Origin of the sequence: Bradyrhizobium sp. Ai1a-2, from assembly GCF_000426245.1 — a bacterium.
Taxonomy (GTDB): domain Bacteria; phylum Pseudomonadota; class Alphaproteobacteria; order Rhizobiales; family Xanthobacteraceae; genus Bradyrhizobium.
In genome coordinates, this window is the sequence record NZ_AUEZ01000005.1 from 71,775 (window position 1) to 91,894 (window position 20,120).

The 20,120-nt window shown below is 63.7% G+C and carries 20 protein-coding genes; 6 read left to right on the forward strand and 14 right to left on the reverse strand.

Features of this window, described 5'->3' with window-relative positions; genetic code table 11:
• The first annotated feature begins 67 nt into the window (after positions 1-67).
• Positions 68-775, forward strand: a complete 708-nt coding sequence (locus tag K288_RS0105685; protein WP_027578656.1) for a hypothetical protein — start codon at positions 68-70, stop codon at positions 773-775.
• A gap of 33 nt (positions 776-808) precedes the next feature.
• On the opposite strand, the gene K288_RS0105690 is transcribed toward K288_RS0105685, so the two are convergent.
• The 10 genes from K288_RS0105690 to K288_RS0105735 all read right to left on the reverse strand — a co-directional run bounded on the left by K288_RS0105690 (position 809) and on the right by K288_RS0105735 (position 9,863).
• Positions 809-1,711 carry an alpha/beta fold hydrolase gene (locus K288_RS0105690; protein WP_027578657.1) on the reverse strand — a complete coding sequence of 301 codons (903 nt, stop codon included), beginning with the start codon at positions 1,709-1,711 and terminating at the stop codon, positions 809-811.
• Between the two features lie 169 nt (positions 1,712-1,880).
• On the reverse strand, positions 1,881-2,825 hold the full coding sequence (locus K288_RS0105695; protein ID WP_027578658.1) for a malonate decarboxylase subunit epsilon: 945 nt from the start codon (positions 2,823-2,825) through the stop codon (positions 1,881-1,883).
• Positions 2,826-2,883: 58 nt separating this feature from the next.
• Positions 2,884-3,771 carry a triphosphoribosyl-dephospho-CoA synthase MdcB gene (gene mdcB / locus K288_RS0105700; protein ID WP_084799482.1) on the reverse strand — a complete coding sequence of 296 codons (888 nt, stop codon included), beginning with the start codon at positions 3,769-3,771 and terminating at the stop codon, positions 2,884-2,886.
• Positions 3,768-4,448 (reverse strand): malonate decarboxylase holo-[acyl-carrier-protein] synthase, encoded by a 681-nt coding sequence (gene mdcG, locus K288_RS0105705; protein WP_027578660.1) that lies wholly within the window; start codon positions 4,446-4,448, stop codon positions 3,768-3,770. The genes mdcB and mdcG overlap by 4 nt, the downstream gene beginning before the upstream one ends.
• Complete coding sequence (gene mdcE / locus K288_RS0105710) at positions 4,423-5,145, reverse strand: biotin-independent malonate decarboxylase subunit gamma (RefSeq protein ID WP_027578661.1); 723 nt, start codon at positions 5,143-5,145, stop codon at positions 4,423-4,425. The genes mdcG and mdcE overlap by 26 nt, the downstream gene beginning before the upstream one ends.
• Entirely contained in the window at positions 5,132-6,070 is a 939-nt protein-coding gene (locus tag K288_RS0105715) for a biotin-independent malonate decarboxylase subunit beta (RefSeq protein WP_027578662.1), read from the reverse strand. The genes mdcE and K288_RS0105715 overlap by 14 nt, the downstream gene beginning before the upstream one ends.
• Positions 6,067-6,384 (reverse strand): malonate decarboxylase acyl carrier protein, encoded by a 318-nt coding sequence (gene mdcC / locus K288_RS0105720; protein ID WP_027578663.1) that lies wholly within the window; start codon positions 6,382-6,384, stop codon positions 6,067-6,069. Before mdcC ends, K288_RS0105715 begins: the two co-directional genes overlap by 4 nt.
• A 13-nt stretch (positions 6,385-6,397) precedes the next feature.
• Entirely contained in the window at positions 6,398-8,044 is a 1,647-nt protein-coding gene (gene mdcA, locus K288_RS0105725) for a malonate decarboxylase subunit alpha (protein ID WP_027578664.1), read from the reverse strand.
• A gap of 185 nt (positions 8,045-8,229) precedes the next feature.
• The gene (locus K288_RS0105730; RefSeq protein ID WP_027578665.1) at positions 8,230-8,808 is read right to left on the reverse strand and encodes a cytochrome b; all 579 of its coding nucleotides are present in this window, start codon (positions 8,806-8,808) and stop codon (positions 8,230-8,232) included.
• Positions 8,805-9,863 (reverse strand): catalase family peroxidase, encoded by a 1,059-nt coding sequence (locus K288_RS0105735; RefSeq protein ID WP_027578666.1) that lies wholly within the window; start codon positions 9,861-9,863, stop codon positions 8,805-8,807. Before K288_RS0105735 ends, K288_RS0105730 begins: the two co-directional genes overlap by 4 nt.
• Positions 9,864-10,059: 196 nt before the next feature.
• On the opposite strand from K288_RS0105735, the gene K288_RS0105740 reads away from it, so the two are divergent.
• Positions 10,060-11,148, forward strand: coding sequence for a mandelate racemase/muconate lactonizing enzyme family protein (locus K288_RS0105740; protein WP_027578667.1), 1,089 nt, complete (start codon positions 10,060-10,062; stop codon positions 11,146-11,148).
• Positions 11,149-11,289: 141 nt separating this feature from the next.
• Here the strand turns inward: K288_RS0105740 and K288_RS44775 are convergent, their stop codons facing one another.
• Positions 11,290-12,336, reverse strand: a complete 1,047-nt coding sequence (locus tag K288_RS44775) for an alpha/beta fold hydrolase (RefSeq protein WP_244443064.1) — start codon at positions 12,334-12,336, stop codon at positions 11,290-11,292.
• A 193-nt stretch (positions 12,337-12,529) separates the two neighbouring features.
• Positions 12,530-13,936 (reverse strand): DUF4403 family protein, encoded by a 1,407-nt coding sequence (locus K288_RS44780; protein WP_084799483.1) that lies wholly within the window; start codon positions 13,934-13,936, stop codon positions 12,530-12,532.
• A gap of 46 nt (positions 13,937-13,982) precedes the next feature.
• On the opposite strand from K288_RS44780, the gene K288_RS0105755 reads away from it, so the two are divergent.
• Both K288_RS0105755 and K288_RS0105760 read left to right on the forward strand, forming a co-directional pair.
• Positions 13,983-14,396, forward strand: a complete 414-nt coding sequence (locus K288_RS0105755) for a hypothetical protein (RefSeq protein ID WP_027578668.1) — start codon at positions 13,983-13,985, stop codon at positions 14,394-14,396.
• Between the two features lie 85 nt (positions 14,397-14,481).
• Positions 14,482-14,841 (forward strand): hypothetical protein, encoded by a 360-nt coding sequence (locus K288_RS0105760; protein WP_152535407.1) that lies wholly within the window; start codon positions 14,482-14,484, stop codon positions 14,839-14,841.
• Positions 14,842-15,070: 229 nt separating this feature from the next.
• On the opposite strand, the gene K288_RS0105765 is transcribed toward K288_RS0105760, so the two are convergent.
• Positions 15,071-16,000: a LysR family transcriptional regulator gene (locus K288_RS0105765; protein WP_027578670.1), complete on the reverse strand. Its 930-nt coding sequence runs from the start codon at positions 15,998-16,000 to the stop codon at positions 15,071-15,073.
• Between the two features lie 295 nt (positions 16,001-16,295).
• Here K288_RS0105765 and K288_RS0105770 point away from each other — a divergent pair, with 295 nt between their 5' ends.
• Together K288_RS0105770 and K288_RS0105775 are read left to right on the forward strand one after the other, a co-directional pair.
• The gene (locus K288_RS0105770) at positions 16,296-17,675 is read left to right on the forward strand and encodes an MFS transporter (protein ID WP_027578671.1); all 1,380 of its coding nucleotides are present in this window, start codon (positions 16,296-16,298) and stop codon (positions 17,673-17,675) included.
• A complete protein-coding gene (locus K288_RS0105775) occupies positions 17,672-18,535 on the forward strand; it encodes an alpha/beta hydrolase (protein WP_051334378.1) in 864 nt (287 codons plus the stop codon). Before K288_RS0105770 ends, K288_RS0105775 begins: the two co-directional genes overlap by 4 nt.
• Positions 18,536-18,560: 25 nt before the next feature.
• On the opposite strand, the gene K288_RS0105780 is transcribed toward K288_RS0105775, so the two are convergent.
• Positions 18,561-19,913 (reverse strand): ferric reductase-like transmembrane domain-containing protein, encoded by a 1,353-nt coding sequence (locus tag K288_RS0105780; protein ID WP_027578673.1) that lies wholly within the window; start codon positions 19,911-19,913, stop codon positions 18,561-18,563.
• Between the last annotated feature and the right edge of the window lie 207 nt (positions 19,914-20,120).

The following is a 20,120-nucleotide window of genomic DNA, read 5'->3' on the forward strand; positions in this document are numbered from 1 at the left end:
CAAATTCGCCCGTGCTGGGCCATGCTCTCTCCGCGATTTTGGGGCTGGTCGAAGACGGGATTTGCGAATGGCATTGCTTGATGACGCCCTCGAGGCCTCCGGTGGGCTGGAACGATGGCGTCGGTTGAAGAGATTCACCGTCCATCTTTCCATCGACGGCGCGCTTTTCTCCCGCATTGGCAATGCAGGGGGTCTCAAGGACATGGTCATGGAAGGTTCGACCGAGGTCCAGACGCTCCAATTCACCGGCTTCACCTCCCCCGACAAATGCGGCCTGTATCAGCCCGACTGGGTCGCCATCCAGAGCCTCCAGGGCGAGATCCTGCGATCATGTCGCGACCCGCAGACGGCCTTTTCGGATCACCACGACGACATGCCGTGGAACGATCTGCGCCTGGCGTATTTTTGCGGCCTCTCGCTCTGGAACTGCTTGACGACCCCCTTCCTGCTGGCGCAACCTGAAATAGAGACCGAGGAACTGCCTCCCTGGAACACCGGCAGCCAGATCTGGCGGCGTCTCCGCGCGATATTTCCGCCGACGATCGCTACGCATTCCCGGGAGCAGATCTTCTATTTCGATGACGACGGGCTTCAGCGGCGATTGGACTACCAGGCCGCGGGCGTGGCAGTCGCGCACCTGACGTGGGCGCATCAGAAGTTCAGCGAAATCGTCATTCCCACGCTCCGCCGTTGCCTGTCGCGTCAGCCCGATGGCACGCTGATCACGAAGCCCGCCCTGATCGACATCGAAATCTTCGACGCCTCATTCGAGTAGCGCGCGGTGTCGACGGTCGCGTCGCGTGCGCGATTACTCCTTGCCCTGAACAAAGAGCTGAATCAGTGCAACGAGGACATCCGGTGCATCCTCCTGGCTAAAGTGGCCGGCATTGGCCAGTTTGATGATCGGCCGGTCCGGCCATATTCCCCTGAAGTCGGCGATTTGGACCGCCGGCGAGATAGCTCTGTCCTTCATGCCGACGGCGAGCATCGCTGGCTTTGACTTCAGATTGTCGACGAGTGGAAAGCCTTCAACGACGTACGGGACAATCCGACCGAGTAACACGTCGAGCGGGAACTCGATTGCTCCGATGCAGTCCTCCCTTGCAGGAAAGGCCGAACCGTAGGCCGCGAGCCAATCGGAATTCACTACCGACAGATTCTCAAGACCAATGATCTTCATGATGCTGAGAATGTTGACGTCCAAATGTCCCAACACCTCGCTGAGCGTGCCGGCTTCGTGGTGCTTGCGGATAAACTGAAACCAGGGCGTCTTCGCGTCGAACTCCGCGTTGCCATAGCCTGCCAATGTGTTGAGGAGGAACAAGCGCTTGACGCGGTCGGGGTGTCGCAGCGTGAAGGCCGAACCGATCGGCCCGCCCCAATCCTGCATGACCAGGGTAATGTTCCTCAGATCGAGTGCTTCGATGAGGTTCGTCAGGTTGTCGACATGGGCCTTCAGCGAATACTCGCGATCGCGAGGAGTCTCGCTTTTACCGAAGCCCATGTGATCGGGAACGATAACCCTGTGCGTCGCGGAAAGCGGCGGAATAAAGTGCCGGTATAGATAGCCCCAGGTCGGTTCACCATGCAGACAAACGATGGGATCACCGCTGCCCTCGTCGACATAGTGCATACGAAAGCCGTTCCCGTCAAAATAGTGCGGCGCAAAGGGCCAGGTTGCACCAAACGTCTCGGCTGCAGGGATCGTCATTCGCCGAATCTCCTCATGCGCGGTTGTCAGTTGCCATTATATGTATCATATAAAGGCTCATCGATGTTCGCCACCAACGACGGACCGTCGCAATGCCTGCAACGATAATCTTTGCGTGAGAAGCCGCGCGCCGACCGGGAATATCACGTTCTTTTTGGTTCTGATTGAATCAGAACTGAAGCTCCAGGTGGGCGGCCAGCCAGGCGCGAACGCCGTCCAGCGTCCTGAAGTCGTCCAGGGATCGGGCGGGGACGCCGCGGTAGGCGCCCGCCACCATCTCGCTCAGCGCCCGGCCCGGCCCGAGTTCCAGAAACACCGTCGCTTCGCTCTCCATGCAGGCCTGCAGGCAATCTGCCCATTGCACCGTCTGCGAGATCTGGGCTGCCAGCTTGTCGAGACCGGTTTTGACGTCGATGACAGGCGCAGCGTCTATCCCGCTCAGGAGCCGTATGCCGGTGGCTGGCAAAACCGCCACGGCAAAATGGCTTAACTGGTCGCGGAATTCCGTCGACGCCTTGGCAAGCCTACTGGTGTGGGATGCAACTTCCACCGGAACGTCGACGACCCTGGCCGCATTCATCGCCTTCGCCTCGTCGGCGAGCGCTCTCAATGTTGCGCGGCTTCCGCCGAGGATGAAGGCATCGCCCGGATTGACGATGGCGACCGCGGCATCGTGCCGTTCGCACAATCTGTCGATGGCATCGCGGGGAAGGCCGCGAACGAACACCATTCCGTCACCGTGGAGCGTGGCCGCGTCCATCGCTTCCGCGCGGCGGGCCACCAGGTCGAGCGTATCCGTCGTGCTCATAAGGCCTGCAACGCCCCACGCCGCCACCTCGCCAACGCTGTAGCCGGCGACGATAAGCCGGTCCGGCATTCGGTCGCGCAGCACGGAAGCTGCGGCCAGTGCCTGCAGCGTGCAGAGGATCTGGCCGATGCGGTTATGGTGAATCGCCTCCACACTCTCGCTGCGGACGATCTCGCGCGGATCCCGGCCACCGAGCAGCGTCGCCGCATGGGCAAACAGGCTGGCGGCCTCCGGCGCATCGCCGGTCAAGGCGAACATATCGCGATGCTGCCGTCCCTGCCCGGAGCAGAGGATTGCGAGAGTCATGGCAAGCCCAGCATCACCAAGAACACCGGCGCCAGCGCAAGCAGGATCGCGTTGGACATCAGGGACAGGACCTTTCGTGGGCATCGACGAAAAGCGTCATGGCCAGAAGATCAGCCGATCCGCCCGGGCTGAGCCGGCGCACGACGAAGCTATCGTGGATGGCGCGGGCGCGGTCGCGCCAATCGGGCGCGCTCACGCCCTGGCCGAGAAACTGCCGCGCCACGCGGCGCGCAAACAGCAGGCCGTCCAGCCCGCCGCGATGCAGCAGGTTGGTGTCCTCGACCACGGCGATCAGCGCGAAGCATGCTTCGACCCGCGCAGCTTCAGCGTCATCCGGAGCAACGAGAGCTCCCCTGTGCAGCGCCGGAAGGCCGATGTGGTAGACGCTGGGAAATCCCTTGGCTGCTTCCACGCGCGCGCCGCCGGCGCCGAAGCGACGACGCGCTCTCATGCCATGGCTATGGAGCAGCACAGGTCCCCCGAGGATGCTGCTGCCCCACAGGCGCGTCACGGTTGCTCCCAAGGACAAGGCCGGATCGACCTGCCCGCTGCTCCGCGCTCCGGCCGCCGCACACAACAGGCCGAGACCGAAGATGGCGCCGCGATGGGTGTTGATGCCTGACGTCGCCGCAAACATCGCCGCCTCGGCCTCAAGACCGATGATCCTCAGCCGCTCCATCGCGGAGCCCGCGGCGCCGGCTTCCGCCAACGCAGCGAAATACGGGCCGATGGCTTCAGCACTGACGCGCAGCGTCTCGGCATCCATATCCTCGTGACTGCCGCGATCGACATGGCTCACGAGGCCGGGCTTCGGCCAGGTCTCCACTTCCAGCAGCAGGCAATCGACGGCGCTTGCCGCGATCGCCGCCGCATTCGGCGCGCATGGCGCCTTCACCTGCGGAAGAGGCGCCCGCTGCTGCGCGGTCCATGCCAGAGCCAGCGTCATGACCGCATCTCCCCGGCGAGGAAGAGTGTCGTATCGAGCAAGGTGACGTCGCCGATGGTCTTGACGAGGACCTGATCCGCGCCCGCATGCAACTCTCGCCAGTTCACAGCCGCGCCATCGTCGCGGACCAGTTCGCCATCGAGCCGCATCGGCGCTAGCGCCTCGATCTCGGCAATACCAGCGACGAGGCCGGCAACATCCGTGCCGCGACCAATGCGCAGCAGCAGATCGAGATCGGAGCGATCGGTCAGATAATCGAGCCCGGTCAGCATGCGCCAGGCGAGGCTGCCGAACACCCTTGCATCCACCGCATGAAGCGAAGCGAGTTCATCGAGACGTTCGAGCGTTGGCCGCCATGCGGGTGGCGCCATTCGCGCGGCTGCCTCCAACGAGGGTGGCGGCGCGATCGCGCGCACGTCTTCGATCTGCATCAGGAAGGAAAGTCGCCGCTTGCCGGCAAAGGGCGGCAGCGGCAGACCCAACGCCACGCCGTGCCGCTCGCAAGGCGTGGCACGCCGCCCGATCAACGGCCAGCCGTTCTCGACCCATAGCGCGACCAGCGGATCGGCCGCCAGATCGCTCCGCGCAACGAGCGCCGTGCGCCAGCTCTCGGGGCGGACAAAGATCAAGTCATGGCGCCTCATCGGTCCCTCAGCGGGTTTGCATGGCAAGCTCACGAACGCGCTCCGCGATATCGGCGGCCTTCATGCGGCCACCACGTTCCTTGCCGAGCGCGTCGCGTCGGTCGCGCGCATCGCCCATATTGCCCAGCAGTTTTTCCAATTGATCGGCCAGCGAGACCTTGTCGTCCCAGGTGACATGAACCGCGCCGAGCTGAACCAGATTTTGCAGGCCGGGAGCGAACACCGGCGTCGACTTCGCTTTCTCCTCGAGCACCTCGATCGGCAGTTTCGTCACCTTGGACATCGACGGCAGGTCCATCACCGCCGGATCCGCGCCCGGCAATCCCACCAGCACGCGGGTCGCAAGCGCGCTGGCGAGGAACGCGCCGGCCGCCGAATGGCCATACAGAAGGCCGATGGTCGGCCTTCCCTGGATGTCCGCATGGATGAGCGATTTGGCGAGATGAGCCAGGAACTCGTTCAATCCCAGAAGCTCATCGCGCTTGCTCATGCGCTGGCTGTCGCTGTCGACAATGACCAGGATCGGACCGCTTCCATTCCTGATCGAGCCGAGAACGGTGCCGGAGAGCCGGATCGCCTCATCGACGCCGAGCGCGGTTCGATCGGCGACACCGATGACCAGCGCGCGGGCGCCGGATCGCAATGTGCCGGACCCGAGCAGAACGCCACCGTCGTTCTTCACGTCGTGGCCGTCCGGAAACAGCGAGGTGAGAATCTTATCGAGCGTCACGGGCAATCCTCCGGACCTTGTCGGCAAGTTCGATGAACTGATCGGCCGGCAGCGCAGGAACGGACGCAGCGTCCGCAACGCCTTCCGCCGCCCAGATCTCGACCGCATCCCGGCAGGCGCCGAAGCGCTGCAGTCGGTCTTCGAGGCGCGACTGCTCGGCGTTCAGCGTGTCGATGCCAAAGCCCGCGGTGGTCTCAAGCAATTCGAGGGCAGCTTCGCGGAACGCCTGCACCGTGTCGTCGGCGAAGAGCTCGGCGCCGCCGATCAGCCGCCGATGCTTGCCGCCCATGGTGCGCCACACCAGGGCACGGTCGCGCGAGTCGAACTCTTCCACGCCGCGATTGGTCTCGATGACTTCCGGACCGGAGACGGCGATGCGTCCCTGCTCGGACACCGCCAGCGCCGAGCAACAGCCGGCGATCAATCCGCCGCCGCCGTAGCATCCCGAGCGGCCGCCGATCAGTCCGATCACCTTCACGCCTGCGGTCCGCGCCTCGATCACCGCGCGCATGATCTCGGCAATGGCAAGCTCGCCCGCATTGGCTTCCTGCAGGCGGACGCCGCCGGTGTCGAACAGGATCAATACCGGAATAGACTTGAGCTCCTTCGCCGCGCGCAGCAATCCCGTCAGCTTGGCGCCGTGGACCTCGCCGAAGGCGCCGCCCATGAAGCGGCCTTCCTGCGCCGCGATGAAGACTGGCGATCCTGCAAGGCTCCCGCGGCCGACGATGATGCCGTCGTCGAACTGCTCGGGAAGATCGAACAGCTTCAGATGCGGGCTGACCTCGCGTTGTTCGGGACCAATGAACTCGACGAAGCTTGCGGGATCGAGCAGCAGCCGGATCCGCGCGCGCGCCGAGGCCTCGTAGAAGCTCGTCGCCCTCGCCTGCTCCACCGATGGCTTTTCCAGATCCGTTACGCTCATGGCTCGTCCTCCGCCATCAACCTGACAGCCTGGGCGAGGCGCAGTGACACGGTGTCGGGCCGCGCGCCGCCGTCATTGATCGAGAATTTGAGCCCGCCGGGCGAATAGCGCTCGACGAAATCGGCGACCACTGCATCCCACACCTGGCCAAAGCCTTCGGCCGCGGTCTTGATTTCCAGACGACACTCCGTCTCGGGTAGCACGCGTTCCGCCAGCACTTCCAGATTGCCGGAAGCCACCACGCCGATGATCGCCATTCGTCTTGTCCCGCCGGCACGGCTGCGGGCCTGATGGTGAAAGCTTAGGTCTTCCATCGCGGCTATCCTCTCACCAGTTGCGGAATTGCGACGGCGGCGCGTAAAGCCCGCCCGACCATCGGACCAGATCCTTGATCGAGCGCGCCGCCAGCATGCTCCTGTCGGCGTCGAGCGGATCGATGCCGAGATCCTCCGGCCGCCGGATCACGCCGCGCTCGCGCAGATGCTGCACCATTTTCCTGTCCCTGTTGCGGCCGACATCGGTGTAGCCGGCGACGCCGCGGATCGCCTGTTCGCGCTCGTTCGCGTCACGGCACAACAGCAGATTGGCGACGCCCTCCTCCGTCACGATGTGCGTGACGTCGTCGCCATAGATCATCACCGGAGCGAGATCGAGCTTGAGTTTCTCGGCAAGTTCGATCGCGTCGAGCTTCTCGACGAACAGCGGCACGTTCTTTTCGCCGAAGGTTTCGCCGATCTGCACCACCAGCTTGCGGCCGCGGCGGAGCAGCGCCGAGCTGTCCGGATCGGCCTCGCCGCCGGCCTGCAGCCAGGGCGCGCTCGGATGGCGCCGCCCGCGGGCATCGGCGCCCATATTCGGCGCGCCGCCGAAGCCGGCAATGCGCGAGGTGGTCACCGTCGATGAATTGCCCTGCAGGTCGATCTGCAGCGTCGAGCCGATGAACATGTCGCAGGCATAGAGGCCGGCGGTCTGGCAGAAGGCGCGATTGGAACGCAGCGAGCCGTCGGGCCCGGTGAAGAAGACGTCGGAGCGCGCGCGGATATAGTCGTCCATGCCGACCTCCGAGCCGAAGCAATGGATCTGCTCGACCCAGCCCGATTCAATCGCCGGGATCAGCGCCGGATGGGGATTGAGCGCGAAATGGCTTGCGACCTTGCCCTTCAATCCCAGCCGTTCGCCATAGGTCGGCAACAGAAGTTCGATCGCGGCGGTGGAGAAGCCGATGCCATGGTTCAGCCGCTGCACGCCGTAGCGCGCATAGATCGCCTTGATCGCCAGCATCGCGGTCAGGATCTGCCCTTCGGTGATGGCGCCGGGATCGCGGGTGAACAGCGGCTCGACGAAGAACGGCTTGTCGGCCTCGACCACGAACTGCACCCGGTCGGCCGGGATATCGACGCGCGGCACCTTGTCGACGATTTCGTTGACCTGGGCGATGACCACGCCGTTCTTGAAGGCGGTGGCTTCGACCACCGTCGGCGTGTCCTCGGTGTTCGGCCCGGTATAGAGGTTCCCGTCGCGATCAGCGCTGACGGCCGCGATCAGCGCAACCTGCGGGGTGAGGTCGATGAAGTAGCGCGCGAACAATTCGAGATAGGTATGGACCGCACCGAGCTCGATCTTGCCGCCGAACAGCATGCGCGCGATGCGCGCCGACTGCGGACCGGAATACGCATAATCGAGTCTCTTCGCGACGCCGCGGTCAAACAGGTCCAGATGTTCAGGCAGCACGATGCCGGACTGCACCATATGCAGGCCGTTGACCCTGGCGAGGTCGACGGCAAGCAGCGCGCGGCACAGCAGATCCGCCTGCTTCTGGTTATCGCCCTCGAGGCACACCCGGTCGCCCGGCCGTATCACAGCTTCCATCAGACGGGTCGCGTCGCGCGCTTCGACGATCTTGCCCTTCGCCAGTTTCGCACCGGCCTCGATGCGGGCGTCGCGCGCTTGCCGGCCTTGCTGCCAATTCTTCATTTGCCATGCTCCTGGGTCCGACATTCCTCGAACCACATGCATCGGACTGATCACTGAGGCGCCCCGGCGGGCATGTGTGAGAACCCTGTCCCGCCGGAGCCCATGCGTCGTTCGCAACCGTCTTGTCAGCGCGAGGCCAACTTGTCAGCGTTGCGAGCAGCTTCTGTGAAGTGTGTCTTCTGATGTCATTCAGCCGCCTTGTACTCGACCCGCGTGGCCTCGTCGTGGATCGGCACCGGCGCCATCGCATCGAACACGCCGTCATGCCGGACCAGCGCGTGGAAGAGCGCGGCGGCGACATGCATCAGGATCAGCGCAAAGAATGCGAAGGCCAGATAGAAATGCGCGTTCCACAATAGCGTCCGCAGGCTGTCGCTCTGCGGCAGGATCGCAGGAAGGTAGATGCCGCCGTACAGCTCGACAGGATAGGCTGATGCCGACAGCATGCCCCAGCCGAGCAGCGGCATGCCGATCATGAGCGCATAGAGCGCATAATGCGACAATTCCGCCGCGAGCTTCATCGGCTCGGGCAGATCGGCCGGCAGCGGCGGCGCGCCATAATAGAAGCGCGTGACCAGGCGGATCAGCGCCAGCACCAGGATGACGGCGCCGAGCGTCTTGTGGATCGAGACCAGCGGCACGTATTTCGGCATGATCGTGGATACCATGCCGACGCCGATGAACAGCATCGCCAGGATGCAGATTGCCATGACCCAGTGCAGCAGGCGCTGAAGGGGAGAGAAGTGATGGCGGATAGCGTTCATGGCTTCGGGCCCGTTACGGTTCGTGGATAATCCTTGGCCTCCGCGGTGCGGAGATCATACGACTTGGCGTAGACCGATGACCGGGCCGCCGGGAACGGATCATCCGAGGTGCGGATGCCCGGAGGCAGCACGGTCGGATCGAAATTGATGTCGCGGCAGGGACCATCCGCCTCGGCTTCGATCCGCTGCACGACGAGCGTGCCGACCTCGATGGTGCGACGATCGTCCGGCCATGCCTTGGTCGGATCCGCGGTGGGATCGCCGGGGTTGGCAACCGTCACCGTCATGGTCCAACGCTGCGGGCCACTGCGAATCCGCTGCGTGATCTCCTGTTCAAGGAAGTCAGGACCGAGCTTCTTGAGATCGTCCTGCGTCACCGGCTCCACCTGCGCCTCCGGCAGCAACGACCATCGCACCGCGTGATCGGCGCCGGAGCTGTCGGTGAAGATGAAGCTGTTGAGGCCGTTGAAGCGATCCTCGGCATAGCTGCCGGTCCAGGGCGCATTCTTCGCCCACGCACCGAACGGCGCAAACTCCGGATGCGCTTCGGCAAACACCTTCATCGCGTTGGGGTCCTTGCTGCCCGCTGCAACCAGGAGTTCGTGAAAACCATCCGGCGTGGAAGCGGCAAAGACTGGCGCGTTGATCATCGCCATGCGCCATTCCTGGCCATCCGGCGGCGTGATCCGCAGTCCAATGCCGCGCACGCGGACCGACGCATCCGTGGCATCCGGATTGGGCGTGCCTAGATTGAAACGTCCCAGCGCCGGATACTGGCCGGCGGCAAGGACCGAGGCGCGCGAGATCGCCGCGCCATTGCCGTTGGACTCGAAAACGCCGGTGAAGCAGATGCCCTTGGCGTGGTTGCGGCGGTGACCGAGCGCCGGGCCGCTTGGTGGCGCCAGCGCCTCCAGCATCTTCCAGGGCGTCAGGCGCTCCGGTGAAAGCCACCCGGCGGTGTAGGCGAAGGCGGCCGCACTGCCGGCAACGACGACGCCAATCAGCACGAATGATCCCAGCACTGAACGTGCGGGAGATGGGCGCGGCTCGGGCATTCGGACCTCACGGTGACAATGGATGGTTCTGTACTGTGCCCACCACTATCCTTCTGAAGCATCGGCCGGTCTTCCCGAACCTGCCGGGACTCTTTCAAAATCGCACGACTGGCATCGGGAACACGCTTCGCACCGGAGGGGATTGTCGATCGCTTGCCCCCGTCCTAACCTGCCAAAAAAAGCAGGTGGAAACGCAATGGCACGCATCAAGAATATCGAGACCGGACTCTACCGGATTCCGCTGTCGGTCACGCTGTCCGACAGCACGCATGGCGAAATCAAGGCATTCGAGCTCATCACGGTTCGCGCGCGCGATTCCGACGGCGCCGAGGGCGTGGGTTACACCTATACGGTGGGCCGCAACGGCGGCGCCATCGCCGACATCCTGCGGCGCGAGGTTCCCGAATTGATCGAGGGCCGCGAGGCCGACGATACCGAAGCGCTGTGGCACCACGCCTGGTGGGGCCTGCATTACGGCGGGCGCGGCGGCCCCACCGTGCTCGCGCTCTCGGCGCTGGACATCGCGCTTTGGGACTTGAAGGCGCGCCGCGCCGCACTGCCGCTCTGGCGCCTGCTCGGCGGGTTCGATCAGCGCGTCCCCTGCTATGCCGGCGGCATCGACCTCGATCTGTCGGTCGAGGCCCTGCTGAAGCAGACCGACGACAATCTGGGCAAGGGCTTTCGCGCCATCAAGATGAAAGTGGGCCGTCCCGATCTCGGCTCCGACGTCGCGCGCGTGCAGGCGATGCGCAAGCATCTCGGCGACGGCTTTCCCTTGATGGCCGACGCCAACATGAAATGGACGGTGGAGGAAGCCATCCGCGCCGCGCGGGCGCTGCAACCCTTTGATCTCACCTGGCTCGAAGAGCCGATCATTCCCGACGACGTCGCCGGCCACGCCCGGATCCTCGCCGCGGGCGGCGTGCCGATCGCGGCGGGAGAAAACTTGCGTACGCTCTGGGAGTTCAAGAACTACATCGCCAACGGCGCGGTCTCCTATCCCGAGCCTGATGTCACCAATTGCGGCGGCGTGACTTCCTTCATGAAGATCGCGCGGCTTGCCGAAGCCTTCAATCTTCCCGTCACCAGCCACGGCGCGCATGACATCACGGTGCACCTGCTCGCGGCCTGCCCGAACCGTTCCTATCTGGAGGCACACGGCTTTGGCCTCGACCGCTATATCGAGCACCCGCTGGTGCTCGAAGAAGGCATGGCAATAGCGCCGACCCGCGCCGGCCACGGCGTCAACTTTGACTGGACGGCGCTGGAACGACTGGCGGCGTAATGAGACAAGGTCGAATTGTGTCCGCCATGCGCGCTGCCTCTTTTCACCTCTCCCATAGGGAGAGGTGAACTCGCGGCCAAGCCGATTCAACCAAATGACATCGCGTGTCCCGCATCTGACGCTCAGCGGACTCCAACCAGCCTATTGCGCCGAAGCCTCGGCAGCTTCGCCGCAATCACTGGGCGCAGGGCGCCCGGCGAAGCGGTCCATCATCCATGCGACCGCCATGTCCGCGCTGTCGCGGCCGGCGAAGCCATGGCCGACGCCGGGCAGCCAGAGCATGCTGACCTTGCCGCCCGCTTTGCACTGCCGCTGCAGATAGGCACGCGTGACCTCGGGGCGGACCAGATTGTCGGCCGTGCCCTGGGCCAGGAAGAGCGGGATACGCGGCGGCAGCGTGCCGGGCGTGTTGCGAGTGGCCAGCGTCCGCCAGGGCTCGACAGTGGCAATGTTCGGCACCGAGAGGAAAGTCTGCTCGAGCGGCTTTTCGGTCTGGCGCCGCAGCAGGATATCGAAGATCGACTCAATGCATTCGTCGGCCAGTTCGTCGACCGTGGGTATCGCCTGCGGCAGAACGACCTTTTCTATCGGCGCGCCGAACACGCGCGACCACGACCACAGCGTCATGGCCGTGAGATTCTTGCCACCACTGGTCTTGAAATCATCGCTCATCAACGTGACCAGCGACGTTGCGGGTGCAGCAGCAGCAACGCCGACCAGATCGAGTTCCGGCGCGTAGCTCTTTGCAATCAACCCTGTGAACAGGGCGGCCTGTCCACCCTGCGAATGGCCCCACACGGCAAAGCTGCTACCGCCGCCGGTGCCGGGCATACTCCGCGCGACACGCACCGAGTCGATCACGGCTCGCGCTTCGCTGTCGCCGACGAGATAGGGATGCGGCCCCGCCGTGCCCAAACCGGGATAGTCGGTGGCAGCGACGACGACACCCTGCTCCACCAAGGGCCGCAGTCCCGCCATCTGCTGGAACACGAATAGCGCGAGCGACGGTGCGCAATGCGGCACGACACCGGTGGTCGGATGCGCCCATGCAACAATCGGGCGCCCGCCGGCTGGCGGTGGCCCCGCCGGCACCACGATCACGCCGGACACCGCGATCGGTTCGCCCTGCAATCCCGTCGAGCGATAGAGCACCCGATAGGCCTCCGCCCCTGCCGGCGCAAACGGCATCGGCTCGGAACGGAACGGATCAGCGTGCCGGGCGGACCGGCGAGCTCATCCGCGGAGGCCCGATAGAACGGCGTCTGCGCATCTGCCCGATCGATCGAGGACGCAAGCGCGACGACGCCGAGCAGCGCGGCGAGGCAGCGCGCCACGCGCGATGTGGCGATCCCCCGTTTCACTGTGATCGTCATGGCCGGCCTCATCCATAGATCAGCTTGAGATGGCCGTCGGCGCGCAGATTGATGCGGATGCCATCGGAGAGCAATTCGATGTTCTTGACACCGACCGAACTCAGCCTGCCCTCGCTGCGAAAGCCGTCGCCGAGCGGACGGCTTAGCCGGTCATTGGCGGAAGCGATGATCCTGTCACGCGCGTCCTTGAAGCCGATGGTCAATTGCTGCGGGAGCGCTCGCAGCATGTCATTCACCGGCGACTTGCCTTGCTGCGCCGAAGCGGCATCGGCGTCGCTCGCCACCGACAGATTGATGAGCTCCACGCTTTGCGAATCGGCGTCTGGCTGTACCGTCGCCGTCAGGTAAATCCAATCGCCGCCCGTCCCGCTGGTCATGGCCCGGCCCGTCCGGAGTCCAACGACGAGATTGCCTGCAGAAGGATAGATCTCGATATCCTGCGGCCCGAGATTGAGTTCGGCATTCCCCGTCAAGGCGCTTTGTACCTGCTGCCGGACGGCGTCGTAGCTGATGGACACTGGCACGATGATCTCGAAGCGGCCGGGACTGGCGACTTCGTCACCCAGCGGCGGCAACGGCGTCGGCGCAGGCTTGGCGGGCTCCGCTCCGATCACGGTCGCCGCCTGGCCTGCGATCTCGATCGCGCCTTCAAGCACGTCACCCTCGGCGCGCACGCCAGAGAAAGCCACGCTTTGCGGTGTGGTCTGCAGCCAGATCGCAGGCGTATCGACGAGCTTCACATTGGAGAAAGCGTTTTTCCAGGCGGCCTCGGCCTTCGCCTTGACGTCCAGCTCCCTGATGTCGGCAGCAACCTCATCGCTGACGCGGGCCAACTGCCGCCTGACCGCGGGATCGACATAGCGCTCCAAATCGACGCGAAACCCGAGGATCTGAAGCACCGGCGGCTGCTCCCAGCGGAATCCTTCGCCCATATCGAGCGCGACCGACCAGTCCTCCCGCAGCCGGGGCCGCGCGCTGGCATAGGCGACCATCTCGCCTTCGGCCGCGCCATGCAGCAGCCGGCCCAATCCACGGATGCCATGTCCGGAGACGGCGCCGAACAATGGCGTCGCTGCGACCAGTCGGCCATGTTCGGCTCTGAGCGAGATCGGTCCGGTGCGTTCAACATAGCCGGAATAGGTGCAATCAACGTCGACCATCCGGCCAAGAATCCGGCGATGCCAACAGCTCGAGCCGCGGTCATCGAACGAAGCGAGCCGCCGCGGCACCTCCCGCTCCAGGGCGCGATCCAGAGTCGAAAGGCTGAATTGGACCGTTGCCGAGATCCTTGCCGTCGCCACCGTCGCAGACGGCTGATCGGGACTCAGCGAAGGCTTGTCTGATGCAAGGGCAGGTGATCCAGAAGCGACAACGAGACAGGTCGTTGCACAGAAAATGGCGCGCAAACTGAACATAATAAAACTCCAATGATTCAGGCGTCGAAGGCCCGCAAATGCACGGATGCAGTGGTCAGTTTTCCAGTTCAACTATCAGCGAAGCGAAAGGCACAATGAAAGCGAAAGGCACAATGTCAGCGAGGTGTCGTATTCACCGCCGACGCGTCGCGAGCCGCGACAAGGGCAAGCCGATCCGGCCTGCCCGCTAATGCGGCGAACCAATGATGCAGCAAGCAAGCAAACGCAAATAGGGCTTCGATATGCAGGTATCGGCGACGCCTATGGCCGCGGAAAATTGCGCTGGGCCGAGAAGGGGCCGGCGAGAGGCGACTTCGACAAGGTCAATCAACAGCTTACGTTCGCTATTGGTACCGGCCCAGAACGCATTCCGACCGGCCGCCATCCACGTCGGCAACCGCTTCACGACTTCGTTATGCGGCTGGGTAATGAAAAGCACGACGCACGCACAGTCCGCTAAGCAGGTTGACCGCTGGGGTTATCGGCCCGCGCTATGCCCGCATATTCAAACTGTATTTGTCTGGCGAATGGTTTTCGGCGACTGAATGCGGCACGACGCGAGCTCGCTCAACTCCAATCGATCAGCCCGCTCGTGCCGCTGTTTCGATTCACCTGAGCAACACGGAAAAATCATGTTTGATTCGAAGATCACGCGCCGCGGCTTTGCTGTGACGGCGACGACGGGTGCTGCGGCCATCGGGCTCCTCGGCGCTTCCGTAAAGTCCGCTGATGCCTATCAAGGCAACATGGAGCGAGCGCTTTCCTCGCTCTATCAGGCCCTCGGGTCGTTGCGGGAGGCAACAGCGGACAAGGGTGGTCATCGCGTCCGCGCGATGAACTTGATTTCGGAAGCCATCGGCGAAACCCAGGCAGGCATCGAATTCGCTGCCGAGCGCGGCGGCTAGAGCATGATCCGGAAAAGTGGAGACCGGTTTTCCGAAAAAGATCATGCTCCAGCGGTTCAATGATCAGCGTGAAGGCTCGTCTCACCTCTCCCGAAGGGAGAGGTCGGCGCGAAGCGCCGGGTGAGGGGTTACGGTCCCTCATGGACACCAGCGCCCCCTCACCCGGATCGCATTTCATGCGATCCGACCTCTCCCCGCTGGGGAGAGGTGAAACAATCTCGGAGCTGCCTCACGCCAGCCACACCGCTCCAGGCCGCTTGGTCGCGTGAATATGTGCCTTCAGGAAATCGATCAGCAGTTTCTTGGCGTTCTCGGCGGCGAGCGTGAGCGGAAACTCGTTCGACCATATGATGCAGCAGGTCAGATGGAAGGTCGGTTCGATCAGCATCGGCTCCGCGAAGTCGTTCAGCGAAAAGCCGGACATGTCGCCGAGATTGAGGATTGTGCTCGCCGCGCCCGAACGAACCGCGGAAAGTTCGCTGGAGACGGTGACGGCTTCCGCTGCCAGGTTGAGCGACAGGCCCGCGTCGGCAAAGGTTCGATCAATCACGATCCGTCGCGCGTTCAAGGGACCGGGCAGCACCAGCGGGATCTTCGCGACGTCCTCGAGCGAGATGGTGCTGCCGGCCATCGCGTGAGCCGAGTGCCGGCTGCTGATCAAGTAATGGTTCTGCCGAAACAAAGGCTGCCGCAGAACCACCGGGAAGAACTCGTCCTCGAATGCCAGCGCGAGATCGAGCCGGCTCTTCTCGACTTCTTCGCGCAGGAATTCACTGTCGCCGTCGATGAACTTGAGGGTAATCTTGGGGTACTTCGCCCTGCACTGCGCAATGAACGGTCCGACCAGCGTCGTGGAAAGCGACGCGGGCATGCCGAGGCCCACCAGGCCTTCGACATCGCCGACGCTCGAACGGACGAGACCGGGGAGGTTTTCGAGCTTGCGCAGGATTGATGAGGCTTCCTCGTAAAGCTTCTCACCGGCCACCGTCGGCCTGACCCCGCGCGCGCTCCTCTGGAGCAGCGGTACGCCAAGTGAGGCCTCCAGCTCCGCGATCTGCTGGCTGAGCGCAGGCTGCGCAACGTGAATAGTCCGCGACGCCTGCGAGAAGCTGCCGGCCTCGACAATCTTCACGAAATAATAGAGATGGCGGTATTGCATCCGCGGTCCTGCCAGCCCTGGATTGTTGAATCACCACCTAAAAGGCTGGGCGCTGTCAAGTTCCGTCGGCATCGCAGCACTGCCAAAACGATCTCAAATCGGATCAAATTTGTGGTAGTGAGATGCCGTTGGCTATGGGGCTCGAATGTCCGAGGGACAGCAGAGATAGCCTCGTCCAATACCGGCATATCGAACGCGTATTTGTACTTCGCGGGCATTCGCCGCATACCCTGCGCCGCTATCGCCACGCCTGTTCGCTCAAGCCTCTTTGCCCCGATCATATTGAGAGCCGGAAATGACAACCGCTTATCCCGCTCAGCTGCCCGGTCGCATCGACCTCAAGGCGCTGCTGCCGCTTTATCTCGTGATCTTTATCGGCTTCTGCGGCTACTCCCTGATGATCACGCTGTTCGTTCCCATGCTGATGGGATCGAACGGATTTCTGGCGGCGGACGCCACCGTCGGACAACGCAGCTTCGCCCTCGGCCTGCTGCTTGCGATCTATCCGCTCGGTCAATTTCTCGGATCGCCGGTCATGGGCGCGCTGTCGGACCGCTACGGGCGCAGGCCACTCCTGGTCGGATCGCTGTTTGTGACGATCTTCGCCTACGCCATCATCTCGGCTGGCATCGAGTGGCGATCGCTGGCGACGATCGCGATCGGCTGCCTCATTGGCGGACTGTCAGAATCGAACATCGCGGTCGCACAAAGCGCGATCTCCGATGTAACCGACCCGGAGGAACGGCCCCGCCTGTTCGCCTGGACCTATTCGAGCTGCAGCCTCGGCTATATTGCCGGGCCGATCATCGGCGGACAGTTGGCGCTCGCGCTCGGCTGGAGCGCACCGTTCTGGGCGATGGTGCCACTTCTTGCGGCCGCACTGGTCTGGACCGCCATGCAATTCCGCGAGACGCACGCTCCGGACCGCAGCAAGAGCTTCGACGCCATCGGCACGATCTCCAACCTTGGCACCGTCTTCACCGACCGGCCGATAAGGCGCCTCTATCTGATCAATTTTTTGATATATCTCGCGCTGTTCGGCTACTTCCGGATGGTGCTGGTTTATCTCGTCGACCGCTGGCACACGACGGTGGATCAGACCACGCTCATCTATTCCGGGCTTGCCCTGATTTCGGCGATCGCAAGCTTCGGGTTGATGGCGCCGTTGACGCGCCGGTTCGGCCTTGATCGCCTCGCGGTGGGCGCCTGCGTCGTTGCCGGCATTGCGATGATGCTGGTGACGGCGTTTCCCGCGCTGAACTCGATCTGGTTTACGGCGGGAGCGACCACGCTGGCCGGCACGATCGCACTCGCGGCCTGCCCAACGATCCTGTCGAATGCCGTCGCCATGGACCGCCAGGGTCGCGTGCTCGGCAACAACCAGGCGCTCCAGGTCGGCGCGGAATCACTCAGTGCTGTCGCCGGCGGCGCCATGGCGGGACTGTTCGTTCCGCTGCCGCTGATCGCCTTTGGCGGCCTGCTGATCTGTTGCGCGCTCCTGCTGTTCCTGTTCGGGCGGCTCGGACCGCCGCACGCGCGGCCTGATTCCGGATCACGCGGCAGGCGCTCCTCCACCCGTGATCGCTCCGACCAAGCCGGCGATAGAACGTTTTCTGCTGTCGTGGTAACGGATCGATGCGGGCCGGACAGCGTCGACGGCAAGGAACTGGCATGACGCGAACGATCCAATGGAGATACGGAGGCGGTGAAGTCACGCTCGGTCTCGATGAGGCCGGCTACTGCGCCTCCGTCGTCCTTCTGCCGGCCCTGAGTTCAATCTCGACACGTCAGGAGATGCATCCTCTCCTCGAGAGGCTCGCTTCCCGTTTCCATGTCACAGCCGTCGATTGGCCAGGGTTTGGCGACTTGGCACGCCCATCCCCCAACTGGTCGCCGGACATGCTCTCGGCATTTCTCGACTGGTTCCTGACCGCGAGCGTCTTGCCGCCTCATGTCGTTGTCGCAGCCGGGCATGCGGCAACCTACGCGCTGCATCAGGCCGCCAACCGCCGCGGCACGATCGAACGTCTCGTATTGATCGCGCCGACCTGGCGCGGGCCGTTGCCGACCATGATGGGTGGCGAGCGACCGTGGTTCGCACGCATTCGTGCGGCGATCGATCAGCCTCTGATCGGCCCACCGCTCTACCGGCTGAATGTCAGCCGCTTCGTGATCTCGAAGATGGCGCGAGGTCATGTGTACAGCGATCCCGCCTGGCTCACCGGCGACCGCCTCGCCGCGAAGCTTGCCGTCACGCAAGCGGAAGGCGCCCGCCACAGTTCGGTGCGCTTCGTCACCGGCGCGCTCGACCGCGTCGACAATCGCGCTGCATTCCTCGATCTCGCACGTCGCGCAGATATTCCGATCCTCGTGATCTACGGCGCCGAGACGCCGCCGAAATCGCGCGCAGAGATCGAGGCCCTCAGCGGGCTTCCGAATGTCCAGGTCAAGCAACTGCCAAAGGGCAAACTCGCCGTCCACGAGGAATTGCCGGATGTCGTCGCCGATGAAATTCTGGCGATGATGTCAAAGTGACCTAGCCCGCCGGATCGGGCCCCGGTCACCGCATCATAAAGAGTTCCTGGTGGAAGCGATCCTTGACCGGGAAAGCCTGCGCAGTGAAGTCGCGCTTCAGGGCCTCGCCGAAGCCAGGCGGCCCGCAGAACCAGATGCTCGCTTCGCGCCATAGCGGCACGGCGTTGCGTATGCGTTCGCCTGTCAGGTGCCCGTCGCGGGCATCGATCAGGATATGCAGGCGGACATCGGCAGACCTCGCATCGGCCGCCAGCTTGCCGAGCGCTACCTCATCGACATCGGCGGTGGTGTGGAAGAGATCGACAGTTTGCCCCTCGGGCCAGTCGGGGGTCCCTTTCTGCAGCGCCATGTGTTTCATGCGCGCGACAAAAGGTGTGATACCGATCCCGCCGCCGATCCAGATCTGGTGCGGACGATCATCGTCGAATGTGAAGCAGCCATAGGGCCCCTCGACCTTCACCTCTTGGCCGACGCTGAGCTTATGGCGAAGGCGGTTGGTGTGGTCGCCGAGCTCCTTGGTGATGAAAGTTATCCTGGGCCGTTCGGCGTGCCAGCCGGAGGCGATGGTGTAAGGATGCGCGCCTTCCGAGGCATCCGATGTGGCGAAGGCGAACTGTCCCGGCTTGTGACCGGGCCACCCGCAGGGCACCGCGATCTCGGTTTCGAGTGCGCTCACGCCTGGATAATATTGCAGAGAGGTGATCTTGCCCTTGACCTGCCGCCCGGCGCCCACGAGCCGCAGCAGGACAAGGACGGCCGCGCCCGTGCCGCCGGCCAGCAGCACCGCCATCACCGATCCGAGCGGCGACATCCAGTAGCTGAACTTGATCAACGCGACCGCATGGAAGACCAGCACCAGATAGACAACGGCGAGCAACCGATGGGTCTTGTAGAACAGGCGGTAAGGGAAGTACCGGATCAGCGCCAGCGCGATCAAAAGCACGGCGGCATAGAAAGCCCATTCGCCCACGCCCTCCGCCGTCCCGCGCAAACTTGCGAGATACGCCTCGACCGGATTTTCGATTGTAGGCCTTGGGACACGCGCCGGCCGCTGCAGGAGGCCCCAGCCGACGGCCCATTTCGGTCCCTGGGCCCAGAGCCAATGGATGGTGGCGACGATGAGGGCGCCGATGCCGAGCCATTTGTGCAGCCGATACATCTTGTCGAGACCGCCGAGCCACGACTCCGGCCAGCGTGGCCGCAGCGCCAGGATCATCGCCACGCTCATGCATCCGATCGCCACGACACCGCTGAGCTGCACCATCTTGTCGCGCAGCGCAAAGAAAGTCGGCGACTGGAAAACGGAAGGCTCCGCAATCAGCCACAGCAGGACCAGGACCGCCAGCGTGCCCCAAAATGCGCGTTTGAGGTTCTGCATGCGGCCTTCCTGCGAGATGATTTCGATACAAATAAAGCTTAGAACCGAGCAACCGTCGTTGCATTGAGCTGGGTCAACGCCGTCAGCGACGGTTCCAGGCCATTTGCCAAGTCTTGGGCCGCCATTGTACCTGTGCAAGCCGTTCGCTTTCGGGGTAGGTTTGAGGCCAGCGACGAGCTTTGCGAACTTTACTGGAGGCGGAACGAC